18 protein-coding genes are annotated in these 22,935 nt (G+C 72.2%); 5 read left to right on the top strand and 13 right to left on the bottom strand.

The window, feature by feature from the left end; genetic code table 11:
- Window positions 1-171 precede the first annotated feature (171 nt).
- The 3 genes from ACIQUQ_RS14065 to ACIQUQ_RS14055 form a co-directional block, all read right to left on the bottom strand.
- Window positions 172-501: a hypothetical protein gene (locus tag ACIQUQ_RS14065; protein WP_403975054.1), complete on the bottom strand. Its 330-nt coding sequence runs from the start codon at window positions 499-501 to the stop codon at window positions 172-174.
- Window positions 502-727: 226 nt separating this feature from the next.
- Window positions 728-1,924 (bottom strand): PLP-dependent aminotransferase family protein, encoded by a 1,197-nt coding sequence (locus ACIQUQ_RS14060; protein ID WP_403975051.1) that lies wholly within the window; start codon window positions 1,922-1,924, stop codon window positions 728-730.
- Window positions 1,925-2,052: 128 nt separating this feature from the next.
- The gene (locus tag ACIQUQ_RS14055) at window positions 2,053-3,261 is read right to left on the bottom strand and encodes an FG-GAP-like repeat-containing protein (protein WP_403975049.1); all 1,209 of its coding nucleotides are present in this window, start codon (window positions 3,259-3,261) and stop codon (window positions 2,053-2,055) included.
- A 216-nt stretch (window positions 3,262-3,477) separates the two neighbouring features.
- Here ACIQUQ_RS14055 and ACIQUQ_RS14050 point away from each other — a divergent pair, with 216 nt between their 5' ends.
- Window positions 3,478-4,335 (top strand): hypothetical protein, encoded by an 858-nt coding sequence (locus ACIQUQ_RS14050; RefSeq protein WP_403975046.1) that lies wholly within the window; start codon window positions 3,478-3,480, stop codon window positions 4,333-4,335.
- A gap of 202 nt (window positions 4,336-4,537) precedes the next feature.
- Here the strand turns inward: ACIQUQ_RS14050 and ACIQUQ_RS14045 are convergent, their stop codons facing one another.
- From ACIQUQ_RS14045 to ACIQUQ_RS14035, 3 genes are all read right to left on the bottom strand, one after another.
- Window positions 4,538-4,750, bottom strand: coding sequence for a DUF397 domain-containing protein (locus ACIQUQ_RS14045; RefSeq protein WP_399957949.1), 213 nt, complete (start codon window positions 4,748-4,750; stop codon window positions 4,538-4,540).
- A 238-nt stretch (window positions 4,751-4,988) separates the two neighbouring features.
- A complete protein-coding gene (locus tag ACIQUQ_RS14040; protein WP_403975044.1) occupies window positions 4,989-5,867 on the bottom strand; it encodes a helix-turn-helix domain-containing protein in 879 nt (292 codons plus the stop codon).
- Between the two features lie 192 nt (window positions 5,868-6,059).
- A complete protein-coding gene (locus tag ACIQUQ_RS14035; RefSeq protein WP_403975042.1) occupies window positions 6,060-6,803 on the bottom strand; it encodes a GPP34 family phosphoprotein in 744 nt (247 codons plus the stop codon).
- Between the two features lie 182 nt (window positions 6,804-6,985).
- Here ACIQUQ_RS14035 and ACIQUQ_RS14030 point away from each other — a divergent pair, with 182 nt between their 5' ends.
- Together ACIQUQ_RS14030 and ACIQUQ_RS14025 are read left to right on the top strand one after the other, a co-directional pair.
- On the top strand, window positions 6,986-10,339 hold the full coding sequence (locus ACIQUQ_RS14030) for a hypothetical protein (protein WP_403975040.1): 3,354 nt from the start codon (window positions 6,986-6,988) through the stop codon (window positions 10,337-10,339).
- Between the two features lie 207 nt (window positions 10,340-10,546).
- Window positions 10,547-12,304 (top strand): MFS transporter, encoded by a 1,758-nt coding sequence (locus ACIQUQ_RS14025; protein ID WP_403975147.1) that lies wholly within the window; start codon window positions 10,547-10,549, stop codon window positions 12,302-12,304.
- A gap of 115 nt (window positions 12,305-12,419) precedes the next feature.
- Here ACIQUQ_RS14025 and ACIQUQ_RS14020 read toward each other — a convergent pair whose 3' ends face one another.
- From ACIQUQ_RS14020 to ACIQUQ_RS14000, 5 genes are all read right to left on the bottom strand, one after another.
- A complete protein-coding gene (locus tag ACIQUQ_RS14020) occupies window positions 12,420-13,496 on the bottom strand; it encodes a C40 family peptidase (protein WP_403975038.1) in 1,077 nt (358 codons plus the stop codon).
- 80 nt (window positions 13,497-13,576) lie between these two features.
- Entirely contained in the window at window positions 13,577-14,059 is a 483-nt protein-coding gene (locus tag ACIQUQ_RS14015; protein WP_399957964.1) for a poly-gamma-glutamate biosynthesis protein PgsC/CapC, read from the bottom strand.
- Complete coding sequence (gene pgsB / locus ACIQUQ_RS14010; RefSeq protein WP_403975035.1) at window positions 14,056-15,696, bottom strand: poly-gamma-glutamate synthase PgsB; 1,641 nt, start codon at window positions 15,694-15,696, stop codon at window positions 14,056-14,058. The genes ACIQUQ_RS14015 and pgsB overlap by 4 nt, the downstream gene beginning before the upstream one ends.
- 6 nt (window positions 15,697-15,702) lie before the next feature.
- A complete protein-coding gene (locus ACIQUQ_RS14005) occupies window positions 15,703-17,964 on the bottom strand; it encodes a HAMP domain-containing protein (RefSeq protein ID WP_403975033.1) in 2,262 nt (753 codons plus the stop codon).
- A gap of 215 nt (window positions 17,965-18,179) precedes the next feature.
- A complete protein-coding gene (locus tag ACIQUQ_RS14000; RefSeq protein WP_403975030.1) occupies window positions 18,180-19,421 on the bottom strand; it encodes a CapA family protein in 1,242 nt (413 codons plus the stop codon).
- Window positions 19,422-19,696: 275 nt separating this feature from the next.
- Between ACIQUQ_RS14000 and ACIQUQ_RS13995 the strand changes: the two genes are divergently transcribed.
- A complete protein-coding gene (locus tag ACIQUQ_RS13995) occupies window positions 19,697-20,419 on the top strand; it encodes a hypothetical protein (RefSeq protein ID WP_403975028.1) in 723 nt (240 codons plus the stop codon).
- A gap of 102 nt (window positions 20,420-20,521) precedes the next feature.
- On the opposite strand, the gene ACIQUQ_RS13990 is transcribed toward ACIQUQ_RS13995, so the two are convergent.
- Window positions 20,522-20,731, bottom strand: coding sequence for a hypothetical protein (locus ACIQUQ_RS13990; RefSeq protein WP_399957982.1), 210 nt, complete (start codon window positions 20,729-20,731; stop codon window positions 20,522-20,524).
- Window positions 20,732-21,217: 486 nt separating this feature from the next.
- Between ACIQUQ_RS13990 and ACIQUQ_RS13985 the strand changes: the two genes are divergently transcribed.
- Window positions 21,218-21,880, top strand: a complete 663-nt coding sequence (locus ACIQUQ_RS13985; protein WP_403975025.1) for a sortase domain-bontaining protein — start codon at window positions 21,218-21,220, stop codon at window positions 21,878-21,880.
- 49 nt (window positions 21,881-21,929) lie between these two features.
- Here the strand turns inward: ACIQUQ_RS13985 and ACIQUQ_RS13980 are convergent, their stop codons facing one another.
- Window positions 21,930-22,181 carry a hypothetical protein gene (locus ACIQUQ_RS13980; RefSeq protein ID WP_403975023.1) on the bottom strand — a complete coding sequence of 84 codons (252 nt, stop codon included), beginning with the start codon at window positions 22,179-22,181 and terminating at the stop codon, window positions 21,930-21,932.
- Window positions 22,182-22,935 lie beyond the last annotated feature (754 nt).

Here is a 22,935-nt window from a genome sequence, read left to right as displayed (position 1 = left end):
CGTCCTCCCTCACCTGGCTTCCCCTCGATGTCTCTCCGAAGCGGCGCAGCAATTGCACGTCCCGGGACGTGCCGGGGAGGCACGCGCGTCCCGCGCGCTCCCCGGCCCACGCCCGAGCATCAGCGCGTGCACTTGACCGCCAGGTCAGTGCGGCGGGCTGGGAACGCGAGATCAGCGGTAGTAGCGGCTGCACTCGTCGTCGTTGTCAGGGATCCAGTTGCAGGCTCGCAGCTGGGTGATCTTGCCGCCGTAACCGCTGGTCGTGGTCGAACCCTTGGCACCCTTGTTCCACAGGTGGTAGGGGTCGGACGGGTCCGTCTCCCGGTAGTAGTCGGTGTGCGCCTTCTGGCTCGTCTTGATCGTGAGCGAGACCGCGGTGTCACGCGAGAACGTTTCCGCATACGCCTTTGCCGACGGCGACCAAGCGCTCAGGGCGAAGGCCGGCGAAGCCCCCAGGAGTGCCACGCCCGTCAGCACCGTCCCGGCAATCCACTTCTTCATCTCTCAAGCCCTCCCTTGAAGTGCGTGAACGGTTGTTCACAACGCACTTTCGAGCGTAGGGGGCATATGCCGCGCGTTGCTGGGGGCTGAAAGTGGAGCGACTGGTCCCGCACGTGGTGGCCGGGTGACTTGCGCAGGATTTCGCCGATTCGCCCGACGGTGGGGGGTGTAGGAATCGCGTGATCTTGTCTGAAACGCGGCGGGGCGTGAAGCGCGTGACGGGGGGCTATGCGGATTTCAGGACCGTGCTCAGGCGGTGGAGGCCCTCCGCGATCTCCTCCGGCGTGTGGGTCGTGAAGGAGAGGCGGAGGGTGGACTGGTCCGGGGACGTGGCGAAGAAGGGGGCGCCGGGGACGTACGCGACGTCGTGCGCCACCGCCGACTTCAGGAGGGCGGTTGCGTCGCGGCCCTCCGGAAGGCGGGCCCAGAGGAACATGCCGCCCTCGGGGTGGTTCCACGTCGAGCCCTCGGGGAGGGCGTTCGGCAGGCCGGCCAGGAGGGCGTCGCGGCGGGCGCGGTAGGCGGTGCGGACCGTGCTCAGGTGGGTGGTGAGGTCCGTTGCCGCCAGGTAGCGGGCCGCCGCTATCTGGTCCACCGTCGACGTGTGCAGGTCGGCCGCCTGCTTCGCCGTGACCGCCGCCCGCCGCAGCGACGCCGGGGCGCGCAGCCAGCCCAGCCGCAGCCCGGGGGCCATCACCTTCGAGAAGCTGCCCAGCAGGGCCGTACGGTCCTCCGCGCCCGGGTGCGCGGCGATCCAGGGCACGTGCTGGCCCTCGTACCGGAGTTCGCCGTACGGGTCGTCCTCGACCAGCCAGAGGCCCAGCCGGGCGGCGGTCTCCGCCACCGCCCGCCGCCGTGCGGCCGGGAGGGTGCGGCCGGTGGGGTTCTGGAAGGTCGGGATCGTGTAGAGCATCTTCGGGCGCTCCCGGAGCACCAGCTCCTCCAGGGCGGCCGGGTCGAGGCCGTCCTCGTCGCAGGGGACGGGGACCACGCGGGCGCCGGCCAGCCCGAAGCACTGGAGGGCCGCGAGGTAGGTCGGGTTCTCGACCAGGACCGTGTCGCCCGGCTCCAGCAGGGTGGCCGCGATCAGGGTGAGGGCCTGCTGCGAGCCGGTGGTGATGAGTACGTCGTCGGGGCCGGTGGGCAGGCCCCGGCCGGTGGCCCGGGCCGCCACCGCGGTCCGCAGCTCCGGCGCGCCCTCCGTGGTCGAGTACTGGAGGGCGCGGGCCGCGCTGTCGGCGAACGCCGCGTCGTACGCCGCCCGGAGGCCCTCCGCGTCGAACAGCTCGGGCGCCGGCAGGCCGCCCGCGAACGAGATCACCCCGGGGCGCTCGGTGAGCGCGAGGATCTCCCGTACCGGCGAGGAGGCGACCGAAGTCGCGCGGGCGGCGAACGCGGGCGGGGCGGCGGCGGTGCGGCGCATGGGGGCTCCTCGGGGCGGGCGGCCGGGCGGACGGGTGGACCGTCTGGCGGGACGGTCCGGCGGGTGGCCACACCCTAGCGGAGAAGGGTGTAGTCGACACCTATTTGTTCGCCCCCTGGACTCCCTTGCTAGAAAGCCCCGTTGAGGCCCCACCACGTCCGGTCGGAGACGTAGCCCGGAGCGAGGGTCCCGTCGCCGCGGCCCGGGTAGCGCATGAGGTTGCCGCCCGTGGTGACCGTGGCGATGTCGAGCTTGCCGTCGCCCGTGATGTCGCCGTTGGCGATGATCGACGACATGGAGTTCCAGCCCCCGCTGCCGATCAGGCGGCGCGGTGAGAGGGCCGAGGAGCCGCCCGGGTACAGCCACAGCCTGCCGGTGGCCGCCTCACGGGCCAGCAGGTCGGGCTTGCGGTCGCCGGTCAGGTCGCCGGCACCCACCAGGGCGTTCATCGCGCCCCAGCCGCTGCCGCCGATCAGGCGGCGGGTGCCGAGCCCGCCGGTGGAGGTGCCGGGGTAGAGCCAGAGCTTGCCGGTGGCGGTCTCGCGGGCGATCAGGTCGTTCCGCCCGTCGCCCGTCAGGTCGCCGAAGGCGGTGATCAGGGACATGGAGTTCCACCCGATGCTGCCGAGCACGCGGCGCGGGAGGAAGTCGCCGTCCCCGGTGCCGGGGTAGAGGTACAGCTTTCCGGTGGACCGTTCGCGGGCGATCAGGTCCTCGCGGCCGTCGCGGGAGAAGTCGCCGTGCCGGGTGAGGGCGTTCATGCCGTTCCACCCGTGCGTGCCGGCCAGGAAGGCGCTGCCGTTGCCCGAGACGAACCACAGGGCGCCGGTCTCGTCGCGTACCAGCACGTCGGAGCGGCGGTCCCCGTTCAGGTCGCCGAAGCCGGCCGCCGTGGGGTTGGCCTCGTCCCACCAGAAGGGGTACGGGGGCAGGGTGCACTCGCGGGCGGTGCGGACGAACTTCAGCGAGCTCTTGTCGGTGTGCGCAGTGCCGCTGTAGCCGGTGCCCGCGGAGTGGGGTCTGACCACCTGGTAGCTGCCGGCCGGACCGGTCGTGATCGTGTAGTTCCGCCCGTCGTACAGGCAGGCGACCATCGAGGTCCGGTTGGTGAAGGAACGGATGCGGTTGTCGTACGTGGAGCCCAGCCAGGGCGTGTCCGCGCGGGTCTGGAGGCGGGAGCCCGTGGCGGCCTCGTTCGTCCAGGCGCAGAAGTTGCCCGCCGCGCAGTCCCCGAAGCCGGCGGCGGTGTCGGCCTGGGCGGGGGTGGCGGACAGGGTCAGGGCGCCGGTGAGGAGCGCGGCGGCCGCGGCGATGGCGCGCAGAAATCCCTTACGCATGAGCTGGGTTCCCTTCCGGTGGGCGGTCCGGCCGGGAGCGGTCCGGCCACCAGCGGGGAGGCGCGGGGGAGGAGGGGCAGTTGCGGCCGGGGGTCGCCTGTCGCCGGATCGGCACATTGTCCGTACGCCGTCACGGCGCTCCGGACAGCCGGGCCTCCGTGTCCGCTCCTGCCGCAGGGCTCCCCATCTGACGTCGCATCAGCTACACCGTTCGGCATGGCGAACACCGAGCACACACCACAGGACACCCGGGCCCAGGACTACGCCGAGCTGGCCGCCGTGGGCCCGTACGGGGTGCACCCGGGGCACGCGCTGATCACCATGGTCGAGCCGCACCCGGGACACGAGTACGCGTACAACCGCTGGTACGAGGACGACCACTACATCGCGGGCGCGATGGCCATGCCCTGGATGTACGCGGGCCGGCGCTGGGTCGCGACCAGGGAGCTCCAGGAGCTGCGCTACCCGGAGAAGTCGGCGGTGGCCCAGCCGGTGACCGCCGGGTGCTACATCTCCACGTACTGGATCACGGACGGCCGGTACGACGAGCACATGAAGTGGACCGTCGGCATCAACAAGCGGCTGAACGTCGACGGCCGGGTCTACCAGGACCGCACCCACGTCTTCACGTCCTTCCAGGACCACGAGACGACGGTCTACCGGGACGGGGCGGCCGGGCCGCGGGACTTCCACGCACTGGACCACCCGTACGCGGGGCTGGTCGTCCAGGTCGTCGACGCCGAGGGGCCCGGGCAGCGGGCCGAGCTGCTGACCTGGCTGCGCACGAAGCAGCTGCCGCGGCGGCTGGCCGGCGGGCCGGCGGCGATGGTGACGGTCTTCCGGCCGACCCCGCTGCCGGGGGACCGGATGACCTACGTCAAGCAGGTCGAGGGCGTGGACACCCGGCTGACGCTGCTGTGGTTCCTGGAGGCCGATCCGCGCGAGGTGTGGGCGGACCGTTTCCTCGGCCTGGACGCGGAGGTCGCCGAGGCGGGCCTGGGGCGGGTCGAGCTGGTCGCGCCGTTCATCCCGACACTGCCGGGCACCGACCGGTACGTCGACCAGCTGCGCTGACGTACGTCGACCGGCCGGGCTGACCTGCACGGACCGGCTGACGCACCCGGACCGGCTGTGCCGGTGCGCGGACCGTCCTGGCCGCCCCGCATCACGGGCGGCCGGGACGCGGCCGAGCCCCCTCGGCCGGGACGGCGGGCCAGTCGAGAGGGCTCTGTCAGTACCGCGCGGCTGGCGGTCGTATGGGTGTGCTCCCGGACGTTCAGCCGAGGTGCCCAAGCGGGCCCCGGGTCACGCCGGCGACGAAGGAGGTCCACGAGGTCGGGGCGAAGGTCAGGAACGGACCCTCCTGCACCTTCGAGTCCTGCACCGCGATCTCGCTCACGGCGGGGGACTTCACCTCGACGCACGCGCCGTTTCCAGCGGAATACGAGGACTTCGTCCAGGCATCCGTGGCGCCCTGAAGAATAGCCATGTTCGCTCCGGTCTAGCGGGTTTCGTTGATGTGGCGCCAACCTGTTCTTGATTGGCGTGATCGACGCTACTCGCAAGGCCGCCCGGGTGAAGAGACCTTTCACTCGACCGGATGGCATATTCCAGTGGGGACTTCCATGGTCGGGCCGTCACGGTGTACGGTGCGGCGCTTTCCGGCGCACACCCGGCTCACGCCCGGCGTTCGCCCGCTTTCCGCCCGTTTTACCCCGCAATTACCGCTAGCTGTCCTTGGCATGCTCCTCGATGACCCCGGCGATGAAATCCCGGGTCTGCTCGACATTCAGTGCCTGGGCGCGCAGGTGCTCGTACATGACGCTGTAGCGCTGCACGTCGTTGGCCTTCTCCAGATACAGGTCGCTCGTGACGCCTTCGATGTAGACGACGGTCGAATCCGAAGCATCCGGAAATTCCAGAATCGCGTACTGACCGTTCACGCCCGGATGCGCGCCCATGCTGAACGGCATTACCTGGACGGTCACGTGCGGCAGCTCGGACTGCCGTATCAGGTGCTCCAGCTGCCGGATCATCACCGTGGTGTCCCCGACCCGCCGGCGCAGCGCGGCTTCGTCGATGACCGCCCAGAGGCGCAAGGGGCCGCGTTCGTTGTCGCTTTCGGTCTCGGAGACACGTTCCTGCCGTCGGATACGGACCTGCACGCGTTTCTCGATGTCCTGCTGCGCGGTTTCCGGCAGCGCCCCGCGGATGATGGCCGCGGCGTACTCCTGGGTCTGGAGCAGGCCCGGGATGATCTGGGGCTCGTACACGCGCAGCGACGCGGCGTCCGTCTCCAGCCCGATGTACACGCTGTACGGGATGTCGCCGAACGCGTGCCACCAGCCCTGCTGGCGCGAGTCCTTGGCCATCTGCATCAGCGAGTCGACCAGCCGCCGGTCGTCGACGTCGTAGACCTCGCACAGGTCGCGGACGTCGCGCTGGCTGATGGAGCGACGGCCGTTCTCCAGACGGCTGATCTTCGACTGGGAGACGAGGAGGCGTTCGGCGACCTGCTCGGCCGTCATGCCCTTGTCCTCGCGGAGCTTGCGGAGCTCCATGCCCAGTCGGCGGCGTCGGACGGTGGGATTGACATTGGTCGCCACGGGAACGGCACCTCCGGTCTGTCTGTTCATCAGTTGCGGTCTGCTTGTGGTGCTTCAGCGGTCTCTCTGCGTATCCGCCGATGAGCAGACTGCCACCGAAAGGCGCGTTGCCGCTGGGAAAGCGGGAGGAATGCAGACGCGCGGGGTGGCGGGACCGGTTCCCCGGCCCCGCCACCCCGCACCGGGTGTGGGTCAGCGCGTCGCGACGGCCCTCGCCATCGCGGTCGCCCCGCGGCGCGGCTGCATCGGTACGCCGGCAGCCGTTGCGGCCGGACGTCCGGGGGCCTGCGCCTGGGCGCGGCGCGGCTGCGCGGCCACGCCGTTCTGAACGTCCATCACGGCGTGTGCCACGAGGCCGCCCATGGGGTCGTGCCTGATCAGGTCCCGCAGCCGGGACCTGGACGAACGCCCCTCGTTGCCGGGGTACAGGTGCTTGCCGAGGCCGACCGCGTGGGCCAGGGCGGCGAGCGCCGCGGTCCGCGGGTCCGGCGGTACACCGGTGCGGATCGCACTGTCCAGCCGGGCCCTGATCTCCCGGCTGATGGCCGTGTCCGTCGCCTGGTAGCGAGTCGTCGGCAGCACCCCGCACATCTGGCCGGCCACGGCATGCACCATGCCGCAACGCTCCAGATGAGCGAGGTAAACCTGGCGGAGCCCCAGCCGGGGTCCGCCGATCCAGTGGACGGCCCGGACCGGACTGCCGCGTCTGCGCAGCAGTTCCAGTGCGGAGTCCAACGTCGGATCTCCTGTCGGCCGTGGCATCACCACGGCGATACGATCCCCGTCTGGGGCTATCCGTCCTGCCAGAGCCAGCTCTACTAGCTGGGCCCCGGCAAGGCCGAGGTCGAGCGACTGCGGCTGCGCCGTGGTACCCGTGGCCGGGTCCAAAGCGAGCAGCAGAAGCTCCTCCGGAAGTGTTCTGCGGCTCCTGCCCATCCATGCCTCCCCGCGTGGATGAATGACAGGGTGACCCCTCTCACATTCATCTGTCGAGAGTGCCTGGCCGCTTTGGACGGGAACCGGCACTTATGTCGTTCTCGTCTAGGCCGGGGGCGATGGCCCCGAGACGGGACACTGTTAGCGGTTCGGACAGCCGGACAGCGAGCGAGGAGGAACTGGTGGCGGGCGAGTCCCCCGACAAGTCGGTACAGCAAGGTTCGTCGGGGACGGCGAACGGTCCTGAGGACCGCGACCCCCGACTCTCCGTCTTCCGCCGGCCCGCCACGGGCGAGGACGCCGCCTCCGGCTCCGCCGGTTCCGGGGAGGCCGGTTCGGCTCCCGCCGGGTCCGGGGACGCCGGTTCGGCTCCCGCGGGGGCCGGGGATGCCGCTCCGGAGGGTGCCGGGCCGAAGTCGTCCGGCGCTGCCGGTTCGGGCTCGGACGCCGGTACGGGTTCTGCCGCGTCCGGGAACGCCGCTTCCGGCGCCGCCGGTTCGGAGGGTGACGGTTCCCGTTCCGCCGACGCGGAGCCCGCAGGGCCGGGCGCGTCCGGCCCGGTCGCGGAGGACGCTCCCGCAGCGGTCGCCGCCGGTGGGTCCCGCGCCGCCACCGGCTCGGAGTCCTCCTCCGCCGCGTCCGGGGACGCCCGGCCGAAGAGGGCCGGCTCGACCGAGGAGCCCCGCGGCCGGGTCGCGTCCGGCGCCTCCCTCGACGCCGGTTCCGGTTCTGCGCTGGACCGCCTGTCCCGAGCCGCCGGCGGCTCGGAGTCGTCCTCCGCCGGTTCCGGTTCTGCGCTCGACCGGCTGTCCCGCGAGGCCGCCAAGTCCGCGGCTGCGGGTTCCGCTCCGGTCCGTGGCGCCGGGTCCGCAGCCACCGGCTCCGAGGCCCCTGAGGCCGCCTCCACGGCCTCTCGTGACGCCGCGGACGGTCCCGCCGGGGGCGCCGCCGGCCCGCGTGACTCCGCGGCGACGCCGGACGAGGCCGGCCTCCCCTCCCGCTCCCGGGACGGTTCCGCTTCCGGTTCCGCCGAACGAGGGGCGTCCGCCACCGGCCGGAAGGGTGACGGCGAGACCGGCCCGGTTGACGGCCGGGAGCGGTCGGACGCTTCCGCGTCCACCCCGGCCTCCGGTGCTGGTTCCGGTTCCGCTTCTGGATCCGGCCCCGCCAGCTCGCCCGCCCCGCGCACGGGCGGCGGCGACAGCTTCGACGCCTTCGCGCGCCCGGCCCGCCGTACGCCTCCCGCCGCGACCGGCAACGGCGCCGCCGACCCCCGCGTCGTACCCGGCCAGGGCGGCCGCAGCGCCGACGACGAGCTGCGCTCCGCCGTGTCCGCCTGGGTGTCCCGCACCGCCGACGAAGACGATGCGAACGCGAATCCGAAGGCCCCGGCCGCGGGTTCCCCGAAGTCCCCCGCGGCGAGCCGCGCGCCCGAGGCGTCCGCCGCTGCCGAGGCCCCGGCAGCCGGCTCCGCCGACACCGGTTCCTCCGCCGACACCGGTTCCTCCGCGGGCTCCGGCTCCGCCGCGCCGAAGGCCCGGGCCGCCGGTCCCGGCGCCCCGAAGGCCCCGGCCGACGACGTCGAGCGGACGGCCGTCTTCCGGATGCCCAAGCCGCCGGTCGCCGACGAGGCCCCGGCCGCCGGCTCCGCGGCCCCGAAGGCCCCGGCCGCCGGCTCCGCCGCCCCGAAGCCGCCCGCCGCCGGTGCCGGTGCCCCGAAGGCCCCGGCCGACGACGTCGAGCGCACGGCCGTCTTCCGTATGCCGAAGCCGCCGGTCGCCGAGGGGACCCCGGCCGCCGGCGCTGCCGCGCCGAAGGCCCCGGCCGCGGGTCCCGGCACCCCGAAGGCGCCCGCCGACGACGTCGAGCGCACGGCCGTCTTCCGCGTACCCAAGATCCCGGCCGCGGACCAGGCCGGTCCCGCCGGCCCCGGCGCCCCCAAGCCCCCGGCCGCCGGCACTGCCGGCCCGGGCGTTCCCAAGGCCCCCGCCACCGGCACCGCCGGCCCCGGTGCGCCCAAGGCGCCGGCCGCCTCCGCAGCGGCACCCACGGCCCCCAAGGCCCCCACCACGGGCCCCGGCGCGCCCAAGCCCCCGGCGGCGGGCCAGAGCCCGGCCGGCCAGGCCCCCGGCGCCACCACCCCCGCCACCACCGCCCCCGGCCCCCAGGGCCCCGGCGTCCGGCCGGCCGGCACCTTCGTCCCGCTCCGGGAAGAGGCCGAGCGGACCAAGCAGCAGCCGCTGCCGCCCAGGCCCCCGCTCGACATGCTCGCCGAGCTGACGAACAACCCCCCGCCGCCCCCGAGCCCCCTCCGCACCGCCGTGCGGCGGTTCAAGATCTGGACCCCGCTCGTGGTCCTGCTCGGCGTGATCTTCGCCGTCGTGCAGCTCGTCCGGCCCCTGCCGGACCCGCACCTCGTCATGACCGCCGACAAGACGTACTCGTTCGCAGGTGAGAAGCCGAACCTTCCCTGGCCCGAGCAGCCGCGCACCCAGGCCTTCATGGCGGCCGCCGGACTCGGCACCGTCGGCTCCCACGGCGAGCAGAAGCCGGTGCCGATCGCGTCCGTCACCAAGTCCATGACGGCGTACATCGTCCTGCGCGACCACCCCCTCAAGAGGGGGGAAAAGGGTCCGATGATCGACATCGACCAGGCCGCGGAGGACGAGGGCGGCAAGGACAAGTCCGACAACGAGTCCACCCTCAACACCGTCAAGGCGGGCGACAAGATCTCGGAGTACGACGCGATCGCCGCCCTCATGATCCCGTCGGCCAACAACATCGCCCGGCTCCTCGCGCGCTGGGACGCCGGTTCCCAGGAGGCGTTCGTCAAGAAGATGAACGACACCGCCAAGGAACTCGGCATGAACAACACCACCTACACCGACCCGTCGGGCCTGGACGCGACCACCGTCAGCACCGCCGAGGACCAGGTGAAGCTGGGCCTGAAGCTGGTCGAGAACAAGGCCCTGATGGACATCACCAAGCTGCCCTACTGGGAGGACCCCTCGGGCAAGCGGTGGCGCAACTGGAACGACCTCGTCCCCTACAACGGCGCGCTCGGCATCAAGACCGGCTCCACCACGGCCGCCGGCGGCAACCTGCTCTTCGCCGCCCACAAGATGGTCGGCGGCACCGACCAGCTGATCGTCGGCGCGGTGCTCTCGATGCACACCTCGCGCATCCTCGACGACGCCATCGCGGCCAGCAAGAAGCTGATGCTGGCCACCCAGGACATGCTGGAGAACGCGAAGGTCGTCAAGAAGGGCGACGTCGTCGGGTACGTGGACGACGGCCTCGGCGGCCGCACCCCGGTCGTCGCCACCGCCGACGTGGAGGCGGTCGGCTGGCCGTCGATCACCGTCGACATCGTGCTCTCCGACGGCGGCACCAAGCTCCCGCACTCGGCCACCGCCGGCTCCGAGATCGGCACGCTGACCGTCGGTGAGGGCGCCAGCCAGGTCAAGGTCCCGGTCGCGCTCCAGAGCGAGCTCGCCGAGCCCGGCTTCGGCGCCAAGCTCACCCGCGTCGGCTGAGCCTCCGCACCACCATGCGGTCCGAGAGATGAGCGCGATACGGCGCCCCGGTCAACCCCGGGGCGCCGTACCGCGTCTAGCCTCCGACCGGGAAGGCACACGTTCGACCAGGGGAGAGGCGCAGTGACGACCGCCGAGCGGCAGGATGCCGCCCCGTCCCGCGCCGCCGCCCCGGACCCCGGGGCCGGGCGGCCTGGACTCGCCGGCCTGCCGCGCCGCCATCCGGTCGCCTTCACGACCGCGCTGGCCGCCGTCCTGCACGTGGTCTGGTTCTTCGCCCTCGCCAACAGCGGCGGGGACCTGGCCGCCCAGGACGCCTGGGCCGAGTTCGTGGGCCGCCACCCCGACTCCGCGTACAACCTCGCCTGGTACGGCGGGATGCACCCGGTCTCCTACAGCGTGGTCTCCCCGTACCTGATGTCCCTGCTGGGCGTCCGTACGACGATGATGGCGGCCGGCACGGTCTCCGCGGGCCTGCTGACCCTCGTCCTGTGCCGCTGCCGCGGTGCCGTCCGCAACCCCCTGCCACCCGCGCTGGCCGGTGTGTTCGCGCTGTTCTGCAACGCCCTGTCGGGCCGCGTCACCTTCGGCCTCGGCGTGATGTTCGCGCTCGGCGCGGTCGCCGCCGTCTTCTGCTGGCCCCGCAAGTGGAGCCGCAACCGCTGGGGCAAGGCCGCCGCGGCCGCCCCGCTGGCCGGACTCGCCACCGCCGCGAGCCCGGTCGCCGGCCTCTTCCTCGGCGTCGTCGCCGCCGCGCTGTTCCTCAGCGGGCGGCGCCCCGGCGCGTACGCGATCGGGCTCCCGCCGGTCGTCGTGGTCGGCCTCTCCGCCTGGCTGTTCCCCTTCTCCGGCACGCAGCCGCTGTCCCTCGGCTCGGCCACGCTGCCCTTCCTCTTCGGCGCGCTGGTCTTCCTCCTCGTACCGCGGGACTGGAAGACCGTGCGGGTGGCGGCGGCCGTGTACGCCCTCGGAGTGCTGCTCTGCTGGCTGGTCGACTCGCAGATCGGCTCCAACGTCACCCGTTTCGCGATGCTGTTCGCGGGGGTCGTGCTGCTCGCGGCCCTGCCGTACGCGGCCCCGCGCAGCCGGCGCTGGTACGCGCTGCTGCTGGCCTTCGCCGGCCTCAACTCCTGGATCGCGGTCAACAGCGTCAGCGACATCGTGCGGACCACGCCCAAGGCCGCCTGGGCGCGCGAGCTGTCCCCACTGGTCGACCGGCTGCAGCGGGTCGGCGCCGAGCGCGGCCGGGTCGAGGTGGTGCCGGTCGGCAGCCACCGCGAGTCCTCGGCGCTCGCCCCGTACGTGAACCTGGCCCGCGGCTGGAACCGGCAGGCCGACCTGGAGCGCAATCCGCTCTTCTACGACGACACGCTCGACGCCGTGAACTATCGCGAGTGGCTGGACCGCTGGGCCGTCCACTGGGTGGTCCTCCCGCAGGACACCCCGGACTCGGGCGGCGAGCGCGAGGCCGCGCTGATCCGGCAGGGCCTGCCCTACCTGGAGAAGGTCTGGGGCGACGCGAACTGGCAGCTGTTCCGGGTGTCCGCGCCGACCCCGCTCGCCGACCCGCCGGCCACCGTGCTCCGGGCGGACGCCGGCGAGGTGGTCATCGACGTGGCCCGGGCCGGCCGGGTGCTGCTGCGCGTCCCGTACTCGCCCTGGCTGGGCCTCGTCGACGCCGGGGGCAAGGCAGTCGAAGCGCCCAGGGAGACGGCCGCCTCGCAGGCCGCGGGGACGGAGCCGAAGGAGTACGAGAACGTCGCCGGGTGCCTGATGAGCACCCCGCGCGACGCCGTGGGCGACGAGTGGACCGTGCTGCTGGCGCCCCGGCCGGGCGAGTACCGGCTGGCGGCCAAGTACCGGCTGCCGCGCGGCACGCCGTGCCCCGAGGAGATGCTCGGAAACGGCTCCGCCACCGGGCCGGGTGGAACCGGCCGCGGTGGCGGGGTGGAAGCGGACCGCTGAGCGGGGCTCAGGGGCGCTGAGCGGGGCTCAGGGGCGCTGGGCGGGGCTCAGGGGCGCCGCGGGCGCCGGGCCGGGCCCGGAGACGCCGTAGGGCGTTCCGGGCCGCCGACGGGGCTCAGAGGCGCTTGGCGCTGCGCAGGGTGCTCGCGTAGTAGCCGTTGCCGTCCAGGCGGGAGGTGCCGCCCTTGTCGCCGATGGTGGGGCCGTTGGCCTCTTCACGGCTGGATATGAAGATCTTGTGGCCCTCGGTGTCGTTGCCGAGGTACATGCCGGTGTGGTCCAGGCGCTCGCCCGTACGCGCGTCGAGCTTGAAGAACAGCAGGTCGCCCGGCTGCAGCACGTCGATGTTGCTGGGCCGGCCGGCGGCGGAGACGCCCTTCAGCGGGATGGTGTCGACGCCGATCTTGGAGCGGGCCATGCCGTTGGCGGTGCGCGGCAGGCCGTCGCCCGAGGTGTCCGAGGACATCAGGGGGAAGCGGGCCCGGTAGCCGAAGAGCGTGCGGATGAAGCCGGAGCAGTCCATCGAGCGGTAGCGGTTGGCTTCCTGCTGGATGGTGGTGCCGTCACGGAAGGTGTACGGGATGCCGAGGTAGTCGTAGAAGTCCGACTGCTCCAGGCGGTAGTCGTTGCCGATCGAGCCGTTGGGGTTGATCGGGCCGAAGGAGGCGTCGCCGGCGTACGGGATGCCCTCCGCGTCCTTCTTCACCGGGGCCTGGTCACCGTACTGGAAGGCCATGGCGAAGAGGTCGTCCTCCTCGCTGCCCTGGTACTTGGTGAACCACTCCTTGAACCACTGCTCCTTCTCGGCACCGCTGACCCACGGCTCCGGCATCAGCCGCACCCAGTCGGTGGTCACCACGCGGGTCTTGGTGGTGGCCGGCTCGGAGAAGGTGCGGCTGGGGCCGGTGAGCGTGGCGGTGCGGGCGCCGTCGGTGAAGGTGGCGATGACGTTGCCGTCGCCGCCGCGCAGCACGGAGCGCTCGGGGTTCTTCAGCCGCTCCCACTTCTGCTCGCCGGTGGAGGAGCTCTTGCCGGACGAGTCCACGCTGTCGGTCACGCTCGCGATCGCGGGCGCCTTCTCCTGCTCGTCCTTGCGCAGTTCGAAGGTGAAGTACGCGCTGCCGGCGAGCAGCGCGACCACCGTGACGGCATGCAGGACGGGACGCTTCTTCTTGGGCTTGAGTTCGGCCATCGGTCGCTCCGGGCGGATCGGTCAGGTACGGCGGGCGGGTGCGGGTGTGCGGCGTACGCGTGTGCGTTCGGACGCCAGCCTTACACGTGGGGCATGAAACCGAGCAGGATTCCGGCGGTCAGCACGACGTACGTCATGAGCGTCGCGGAGCCGGTGGCGAGCAGGGTGGCGCCCTTGGGCTGGCGGACCAGCTGGTAGGCGATCAGGCCGGGCACGATGAAGCCGAGGGTCTGGTTCGCGTACAGGAGCGGGAACTCCATCTGCAGCACGATCACCACGGTGGCCTGCAGCAGCACACCGATGAGCACGACGGCGGCGAACAGCCGCTTGCCGTACAGGATCACGAACTTCTGGGTGAGCAGCGTCAGGACGTAGGTCAGTACGGTGACGCCGACGACCAGCGCGGCGCGCTGGAGGTCCTCGATGAGCGTGAGGGCGAGCCAGCCCGGGGTGATCATGCCGCCCGGGGAGAGGTTCGTCGTCAGGTAGCACAGGAGCGAGAACAGCAGGCCCAGCGCGATGCCGATCGCGGCGATCTCGGGGGTGAGTACGGCGGGGATCAACGGGGCTCTCCTGGGCTCTGCCACTGCTGCGGGTTCGGGTTGGGCTGTTGCTGCTGCTGGAACGGCGGCCACGGGGCCGGCGGACGCTGCTGCCCGTACTGGTCGGGCGCGTACTGGTCCTGGGCGTAGCCCTGCTGCTGCTCCTGGCCGTACTGGGACTGGCCGGGCGGCAGCTGGGGCATCGTCGGCTGCGGCTGGTGCTGCTGGACCGGCCGTACGTGCTGCACCGGCACCGGCTGCTGTGCGTACTGCTGCTGCTGGGGCTGCTGCTGGTACGGGTACGGCTGGCGCGGATGCGGTACGGGGGCCTGCATCCGGCGCGCCTCCTCGGCGGCGGGCAGGTTCGCGTACGGGTCGAGGTGCTTCATGTACAGCGCCATCGTCTGGTCGTGGCGCGGGTGCTGGGCGGCGGGCTCGCTGCCGGGGGCGCCCATGGCGGGGCCGCTGTCGCCGTCGTCCTCGAAGTTGGGCAGCTCGGCGAGGTGCTCCAGGAGGATCTCGCCCTGGCCGTGGATGTTGCCGATGGAGACGAGCGAGGAGTCGGGGCCGAGGTGGCCGAGGAGCTCGTGCATGAACTCCTCGCCCTCGCGCTCGCCGCCGAGGTCGACGGCCCGGTCGCGCCACTCGGAGGGGATGGCGTCGATGGCCGACTTGGTCGGGTGGCCGATGACGAAGACCTTCTCCGGCTTGATGTCCGGGATGATCTGGCCCATCTGGCCGTTGCGCTCGACGCGGTCGGGGCGGCAGTTGATGACCACGTTCAGCGGGCGCTTGATCGCGCCGAGGTCGATCAGCTGCTGGATGTTCATCAGGGTCGACTCGGGGTCGTTGGCCGCGAAGATGTTGCCGAAGCGCAGCTTCTTGTCGCCGGGGGCTATGTAGCGCTCGACGGAGAGCACGCCCGGGTCCGGCGGGGCGTCGTACATGCCCTGGAGCGCGGTCTGGCGCTCGATGCCCAGCAGGTCGGCGACGACCAGGGCGATGGCGACGTTCTCCTTGAAGGTGAACCAGGAGAAGCCGCGCAGCTCCTCGTCGGTGACCATGTCCGGGTCGGCGTAGATCAGCTGGCAGTCGCGGGCGTCCGCCTCCTGCTGGAGGACGTGGAAGCGCTCCTTCTCGGCGGTCACGCAGATGCCGCCGTGCGGCATCGAGCGGGACAGCGAGCGGCCGATGTCGTCGAGGGTCGGGCCCATCTCGGCGACGTGGTCCTCACGGACGTTGCAGAGCACGCCGATGGTGGACTGGATCAGCTTCTGCTGGTTGAGCTCCTGGAGGGGCGGCATGACCGCCATGCACTCCATCACCAGGGCGTCCGGCTGGTACGCGGCCGCACGGCGCACGATGCCGATCTGCTCGACCACGTTGGCGAGGCCGAACTTGCGGTAGACCGGCTCCTCGGTGGCGTCCGGGTGGATGAACCGGGCCGCGGTGCCGGTGGTCTTGGCGACCGTCACCAGCCCGCCGCCGCGGAGCGCGCCCGCGACGAGGCGGGTGATGGAGCTCTTGCCGCGGATGCCGTTGACCAGCACCCGGGTGGGGATCTCGTTCAGGTTGGCGAAGTGCCGCCGCTGCTCGATGATGCCGGCGACCAGCATGATCGCGCAGCAGATCAGGAGCACGACGTAGAGGAAGAGCACGGCGGTTCAGTTCCTTCCGGCCGGAGTGGCCTTGCCGGCCCTTCCGGCACTTCCACTGGCTTCCCGCTTCTTCAGCTCCACGAGCTGCTGCCTGATGACCTCCAGGCTGCGGGTGACGGCGCCGACCTCGTCGTGGTGGGTCGGGAAGAGGACGGTCCGGCGGTCGCCGTCGGCCAGGGCCTCGGCGCGCTGGGCGAGCTGGCGCAGCGGGCGGACGACGATGATGTGCATCCAGCCGAGGCAGGCGGCGACGGCGGTCAGGCCGAGGAGACCGGCGAGAACGGTGCGGTTCTGCAGGTTGTACTCGGGGATCGCCAGGCCCTTGGCGTTCTGCCAGCTGACGACGGTCCAGTTGAGCGGCTTGGCCGCGCCGCCGCCGTTGAACGGGGCCGCAGCCGCGATGCCGACGCCGTCGCCGTCGCGGTGCACCACGCTGCTGGCGTGCGGGCCCTTGCCGGACTTCTGGTTGGCGGCCGTGACGAGCGCCTTGAGCTTGTCGTCCGGAAGCTCCTGGAAGGCGCGGTAGCCGCTGCTGCTGGCCACGATGCGCTGCTTGCCGTCCACGACCCGGATCTCGCCGAGTCCGGGGCGCTTCAGCAGGCCGTTCAGGAAGCTGATCTTCAGCTCGCCGACCACCGCGGCGCCCTTGAGGCCGGGGGCCTCGGCGTACTCGGTGACGACCGGCTTGTTGTCGGCCTCGCGCAGCACGACCGGGGCGTTCTCGGGGCCCTTGCCCTTGGGGTGGTGCGGCTCGGAGCCGGCCTTGGCCGTGACGGTGCCGTCGGCCTGGAGCACGTACAGCGACTCGTAGCGGGTGTGCTCGGTGCGGGTGCGCTCGAGGACCTGGGCCATCTCGTTGGGCGTGGTGTCCGCGTTGAGCATCGAGGCGACCGAGGTGAGGTCGGCGTGTCCCTCGTTGAGGGCCCGCCGGACCCGGTCGGCCAGCGTGTCGGTGCGCTCGCGCTGGTCGCTGACGATGGCCGAGGGCACCTTGACGGTGTCGTCGGCGCGGTTGATGAGCAGCACCAGCGGGGCCGACCACACGAGCAGCAGCGCGGCGCACACGCCGATGAGCGCCCGCATGCCGATCCTGCCGCGGCGGCCGCGCTCGGGGGCGCTGCCCTCCTGCTCCTCGACCGGCTCGCCGAGCAGCTGCCGGCGGAGCAGCTCCAGGGCGGCACCGATGCGGGAGGCCTCGCCGTACTTCGGGAGCGTGACCGGGCGGGTCAGGTCGCCGCGGCTGAGGCGGCGGCTCTCCAGGAACAGCTGGAGCAGCGGCTTCTGCACGGTGCCGACGAGCACCGCGAGGGCGATGGCGCCGATGACCAGCAGCGCGCCGGCCGCGGCGATGCCGAAGAACGGGTCGACGACGGCGGTCTCGGAGCTCTCCGTGACCTCGACGCTGGAGACCACGGTCAGGCCGAGGGCGGTGGCGGCGGTGCCCTCACCGGGGATGGCGCCCGCCAGGGTGGCGTAGCCGGCCACGGAGCGCTCACCGCTGCGGGAGTCGCCCAGCAGGCTGCCGCTGACGCCGGGGAAGCCGCCGGCGCCGGGCTCCTTGGTCTTCAGCGGGTGCTGCTCGGCCTTGCGGGCGGCGGTCTTGGCGAACTTCGCGAGCTGCTTCTTGGACTGCTTGGCGGCGCCCTTGGTCTCTTCGCTGTCGGCCTGGTCCGGGTCGGCGCCGTCGCTGCTGAGGATCTGGCCCGAGGAGTCGACGACCGCGATGGCGCGGAACTTGCCGAGGCTGACGCCCGGGAACTTCAGGCTGCTGGAGGCGACCAGCAGCTGCTGGGGCTTGCCGGGCCAGGACAGCACACCCAGGGTGAGGAGGCGGGTCTCGCCGTTCGCCAGGCGGACCATGCGCGGGGCGAGGCCGTTCTCGCCGGTGAGCGTCGTACGGTCGATGGCCGTCAGCGGCAGGTTCTCACCGCGCTGGGCCATGAGCTTTCCGGACTTGATCTCCAGGACGGCGGTGCCGCGCCACTTCTGGTAGACGTTGCCCAGCTTGTCCAGGACGGTGTCGGCCGAGACCGGCTTGCCCGCGTTGAAGAGGTTGGCGGTGCGGCTGAGGTCGGTGATGCTCTCGTCCAGCGACGCGCGCAGGGCTATCGCCCCGTCCTCCGCGAAGTGCTGCTGCGAGGTGAGCACCGCCTCGGGGACGGCGTCCTTGCCGACCCGGCCGAACTGGATCGCGGTCAGGGCGGCGAGGGCGAGCAGGGCAGCGCACAGCGCCGCGATGGGCGGGCGTATGCCACCCAGCAGCGACATGTCCGCTCTGCGACGGACCTTGTGCCGCCGCTTCGTGCGCGACGCGGCCAACGGACGCTCCTCTTCAATACGTCCCGGCGGGCTCGTGGCTCCGGGACTCGTGCGGGTCATGGACATGGAGGATCTTGTCAGGGGGGTCTTCACGGGCGTTCCGGCGGGGCGGCGCAAGCCGCCGCCACGCTCTCGGCGTGGCCGTCGGTGCGCTCCCCGCCCGGTCAATCGGGCAGACCCTCCAGGGGGCGGAGCCCGTCCCGGGCGCCGCCTCTGTTGAGCAGGGTGCTCGCGGTGCGCTCGGAGGCGAGGCGGTACCGGGCACGCTGCTCGTCCGTCAGCTCGTCTCCGGCCTCCAGCGCGGCTATCACGTCGATCAGCCGGACGTCCTGGATGGCGCCCGGCTCCTGGACCGGGGCCTTGGGCCGGCCGGTCTCGTCGACGGCCGTGGCCTCCGGGGGTATCTCCAGGAAGGTGGGAGCGTACCGGGCCCGGACGGTCCAGCTGCCGTCCTTCTGCCGGAAGTCGAACCAGCCGATGGCTCCCTCTTCGGAGAGGCCGGTCGGGGAGTCGTGGCGCGACAGCTGGTTGCCGAGGCCGTACGCGATCCAGGTGTCGCCGACCTTCTCCATCGGCTGGACGACGTGCGCGTGGTGGCCGATGACCAGGTTGATCCCCGTGCGCTTGGCGATCTTGCGGGCGAGGCGGCGCTGGGCGGAGTTGGGGTCCGGCTCGAACTCGGTGCCCCAGTGCATGCTCAGGACGACGACCTCCGCGCCAGCGGCGCGGGCGGCCTTCTCGGCGGCGGCGATGCGGTCGAAGGAGGTCCGGTTGGCCAGCCACTCCTGGCCCGCGGGCAGCTCGGCCCGCCCGGCGAAGTTGTTGGTGAAGGACAGGTGCGCGACCTTGACGCCCTTGACGTCCAGGATCAGGGGCTTGGCGGCTTCCTGGGCGGAGCGGGCCGAGCCGGTGTGCTTCAGGCCGGCCTTGTCGAGGGCGTCCAGGGTGTTGCGTACGCCGGCGGGGCCGTGGTCCAGCACGTGGCTGGAGGCGGTGGAGCAGCTGTCGTAGCCGAGGCTCTTGACCGTCGTGGCGATTTGGGGCGGTGAGACGTAATTGGGGTGACCTTGAAAGGGTCCGCCCGGTTTGCCCAGTACGGGCTCAATATGGCAAATCGCTAGATCTGCCTTGTTGATGATCGGCTTGATCGCGGCCATCGTCGCGTCGAAGGAGAGTCCGTACGCGGCGCCCTTGATGCCCTTGCCGTCCTTGCGGGCCTGCTCCGTCAGCTCCGGCTGGACGACGATGTCGCCACCGGCGGCGAGGCTGAAAGAGCGGCCTCCACCTGCGTTTTCCGGCCCCGCGTGCGCCTCGTTGCCGACCAGTCCACAGCCGGACAGCGAGGCGCACAGCAGGAGTGCGAGGGCCCCGGTCCGTCGGGTGGTGGCTTGGTCGGCGTTGGTCATCACTCCGGTATTTTCATCTGACTATGAGCGCATCTCCCGCAAAACGAATAACGATTGCAATAACTTTCGGCGCGGTGGCTTCCATCTGCGCCATTGTGGTGTGTCTCACGCTGCTCGTCGGGCAACCCTCTGCGGATCCGCAGGAACGCCCGACGCCGCGGGCGGCCGCCGGGGTCGACCTGGGCGAGCGTATTGCCCAATACACAACAGCGTTTGGTGAACGCGGGGGATACCGCATCCCGACGAAAGACGAACGCCTGACGCTCACTCAGGGCGTGGCGATGCTTCTCGATGGCGATCATGAAGCGGCGAAGCGGCAGCTCGCGGAGGTCGACTACGGTTTGCAGACCTTCATCGACAAAGTCAGCGGACGGCGGTTCGCCGAGGTGAGCGACGCGGCCAGCTTCACGGGCCGGCGGAGCCGCGGCTGGGGTCGTGTCTACCTCGACCTGACGGCTCCGGTCAGCTGGTCCGTACAGGTGCCGCACCCGATCGCGGACGAGCACACCGAAGACCTCGGCGCGCGGGTGCTGCGGGGGACCCCGGGCGGCGTCCTGGTGCTGGCGGGAGCGCACCGGGCGGCGGGCGTGGACGGCTCGGCGGACGTCGCGCACCGCACCGACTCGGTCTTCCACAGCGTCGTCGACGAGCTCATGCGGCGGAAACTGCCCGGCGTCCAGCTGCACGGCTTCGCCAACGAGTCCTTCCCGGAGTTCGACGTCGTGGTCTCGACGGGAGCGGGTGACCGGGCGGTGGCGGACGCGAAGCTGCTGGCACGGCAGCTGAAGGCCGGGGACCTGGAGGTCTGCCCGGCGTGGTCCCGCAAGTGCAAGCTCTCCGGCACCTCCAACGAGCAGGGCCAGGTGGCGGCCGAGGAGCGGCTGCGCTTCCTGCACATCGAGCTGAACCGCGGGATCCGGACGAACAGCGAGAGCCTCGACGAGGTCGCGGAGTCGATCTCGGTGCTGACGCGCCGCTGGGCGGAGAAGGCCAGGTAGCGAACGAACCGGACGAACCAGCACAAAAACTAGACGGTGTGACGAAGCCCTCCCGGAAGATGCGCCCGGGAGGGCTTCGTCGCGTCTGGGGGTGCGGCGGGGTCAGCTCAGCCCCCGGCTCCGCTCGCCGATGCGGTCGCCCTGCGGCGAGCCCGCTCGCTTGAGCTCCGCCTTGGTGTGGGCGCCGCCCTTGACCTTGCTGGGGACGGGGCCGCCGAAGCCGTGCCCCGTATCGCGCGGCGGGCCGCCGGCGTCCGCGCTCCTGAGGGCTTCCAGCAGCTCGGAGCGGCCCTTGTTCTGCCTCTTCGCCATCCTGTCTTCACCTCTTCAGACGGTGCTCGATCGGACTATTCGGATCGTAGGCACATACAGGGGCATATGCATCCGCTGCGCGTCCCCGCGGACGGGGCGGCGGAGCCCGCCCGGGCCCTGCGACCTGCCGCTTCGTGGAGCCCGTACGAGCTTTACGACTTCGCTCCCGCACATCCGCCCGGCCGTTACGTCGCCTACGGGTGACCGGAACGCGCCCCCCGTAGCTTCGTCTCCGTCGCCCCGGCAAACGCCGACGACCGGGCGACGACGTCCAGCAGACGAGTCGAGGGGAACCAGAGCACGCGTGCCCCCTTCCGTACCGCCGCCGCACTCGCCATCCCGGCACAGGCGGCCTTTGCCGCGGCCCCGGCTCCTCACCCCTCCGGCGCGCCCGCACGACCGCTGAGGCGCACCCGGCACGGACCCCGCCCCGGCACAGCCCCCCACCTCACCCCCCTGCCTCCCTCCCCAGGAACCAACAACCCCATGAGCACCCGCCCCCGCCCCCGCACCCTCACCCGCACCCTCACCCTCACCCTCCCCCGCCTCTCCCGAGGTGTGGCGGCCGGCACCCTCACCCTCGGCCTGACCGCGGGTCTCGCGGCCTGCGGTGGCAGCGTCGCGGCGCCCGCCCCGAAACCCGAGGTCGGCAGCACGGCGACGGCCCCGTACGAGGTCCCGGCGCTCAAGCCCCTGGGCAAGGCGAAGCCGACCGGCCTGAAGCTCCCCTCGGCCGGCGTGAACACGACGAAGATGACCGACCTGTCGGTGGACGCCAAGGGCGAGCTGGGCGTCCCCGACGCGGACACCGAGGCGGACGTCCCCGGCTGGTGGACGGGCGGCGTGACCCCGGGGGAGAAGGGCGTCTCCGTCCTGGTCGCCCACTACGACACGAAGCACGGCCCGGCCCTGATGAAGAACGTGGGCGACGTGAGGCTCGGCGACCGCATCGAGGTCCCGAGAGCGGACGGCACCACCGCGGTCTTCAAGATCCACGAAATCGAGAACGTCCGAAAGGAAGCATTCCCCACCAGAAAGGTCTACGGCCCGACCCCCACCCCCGAGCTCCGCCTCCTGACCTGCGGCGGCGACCTGGAGAACGGCCACCGCACGAACAACGTCATCCTCTACGCCACCCTGACCGCCTGAGCCGGAGGAGGCCGGTGCCGGCACCCGGGGGTCCGGCGCCGGCCCCACCTCACGGCGAGCAGTAGACGATGGCCTGGGCGGTCCCGTCGACGTTGCTGGACGTGTTCCGGAAGGTCACCGTCCACCGGTCGGTGAACCCGACCGGCCGCCGGGACTCGACCGGAAAGATCAGCGAACTGGAAGCGGTGAACCCGCCCGACACGGCCCGCTGCCCGGCCGGACACATGGCGGTGGCGGTGTTGACCCCACCCCCGTCCTCGACGGTCACGGCAGTCCCGACGACCTCGGTGAGCGTCAGCACCCCGGCGGCCCCAGTAGCACCGGTAGCCCCCGTGGCTCCGGTCGCACCAGTAACCCCCGCACCCCCAGTAGCGCCGGTGGCTCCCGCCGCCCCGGTACCGCCGGTGGCTCCCGCAGGCCCGGTAGCACCCGTCGCCCCAACAGCTCCAGCAGCTCCGGTAGCCCCGGTGGCTCCGACGGGCCCCTGGTCGCCGGTAGCTCCGGTGGCTCCGACGGGCCCTTGGGCGCCAGTGGCCCCCGTCCCACCGGTGGCCCCGGTCGCACCGACCGGCCCCTGAGCCCCGGTCGCCCCCACGTCTCCCGTAGCGCCGGTGGCGCCTACGGGCCCCTGCGCGCCCGTGGCCCCCGTCGCGCCGGCAGCGCCGGTGTCCCCGGTAGCGCCGGTCGCTCCCGTAGCTCCGGTCTCACCTGTTGCCCCAGTGGCACCGGTTGCACCGACGGGCCCTTGGCCCCCAGTGGCGCCGGTCGCCCCCGTAGCTCCGGTCTCACCGGTGGCGCCAGTGGCTCCGACGGGCCCTTGCTGGCCGGTGTCCCCGGTCGCTCCGGTGGCGCCAACGGGCCCCTGCGCGCCAGTGGCCCCGGTCGCGCCGGCAGCGCCGGTCTCCCCGGTGGCCCCGGTAGCGCCGACCGCCCCCGTAGATCCGGTCTCACCCGTCGCCCCAGTGGCACCCGCAGGCCCCTGGCCACCCGTGGCTCCGGTGGCGCCGGCCGGACCCGCAGGCCCCTGGTCTCCGGTCGCACCCGTGGCTCCGGTC

The sequence above is a fragment of the Streptomyces sp. NPDC101118 genome, from assembly GCF_044759445.1.
In the GTDB taxonomy this organism is placed as follows: domain Bacteria; phylum Actinomycetota; class Actinomycetes; order Streptomycetales; family Streptomycetaceae; genus Streptomyces.
The sequence above is the reverse complement of the archived record's forward strand: the minus strand, read 5'-3'. Positions and strand labels throughout refer to the sequence as shown.

What these genes read in the sequence shown, in the direction of transcription:
- ACIQUQ_RS14065 (WP_403975054.1), bottom strand. Translation starts at nt 501, where the DNA reads ATGAAGAAGTGGATTGCCGGGACGGTGCTGACGGGCGTGGCACTCCTG.
- ACIQUQ_RS14045 (WP_399957949.1), bottom strand. Translation starts at nt 4,750, where the DNA reads ATGGCTATTCTTCAGGGCGCCACGGATGCCTGGACGAAGTCCTCGTAT.
- ACIQUQ_RS13985 (WP_403975025.1), top strand. Translation starts at nt 21,218, where the DNA reads ATGAGCACCCGCCCCCGCCCCCGCACCCTCACCCGCACCCTCACCCTC.
- ACIQUQ_RS14055 (WP_403975049.1), bottom strand. Translation starts at nt 3,261, where the DNA reads ATGCGTAAGGGATTTCTGCGCGCCATCGCCGCGGCCGCCGCGCTCCTC.
- ACIQUQ_RS13990 (WP_399957982.1), bottom strand. Translation starts at nt 20,731, where the DNA reads ATGGCGAAGAGGCAGAACAAGGGCCGCTCCGAGCTGCTGGAAGCCCTC.
- ACIQUQ_RS14000 (WP_403975030.1), bottom strand. Translation starts at nt 19,421, where the DNA reads ATGACCAACGCCGACCAAGCCACCACCCGACGGACCGGGGCCCTCGCA.
- ACIQUQ_RS14005 (WP_403975033.1), bottom strand. Translation starts at nt 17,964, where the DNA reads ATGTCGCTGCTGGGTGGCATACGCCCGCCCATCGCGGCGCTGTGCGCT.
- ACIQUQ_RS14035 (WP_403975042.1), bottom strand. Translation starts at nt 6,803, where the DNA reads ATGGGCAGGAGCCGCAGAACACTTCCGGAGGAGCTTCTGCTGCTCGCT.
- ACIQUQ_RS14020 (WP_403975038.1), bottom strand. Translation starts at nt 13,496, where the DNA reads ATGGCCGAACTCAAGCCCAAGAAGAAGCGTCCCGTCCTGCATGCCGTC.
- ACIQUQ_RS14060 (WP_403975051.1), bottom strand. Translation starts at nt 1,924, where the DNA reads ATGCGCCGCACCGCCGCCGCCCCGCCCGCGTTCGCCGCCCGCGCGACT.
- ACIQUQ_RS14050 (WP_403975046.1), top strand. Translation starts at nt 3,478, where the DNA reads ATGGCGAACACCGAGCACACACCACAGGACACCCGGGCCCAGGACTAC.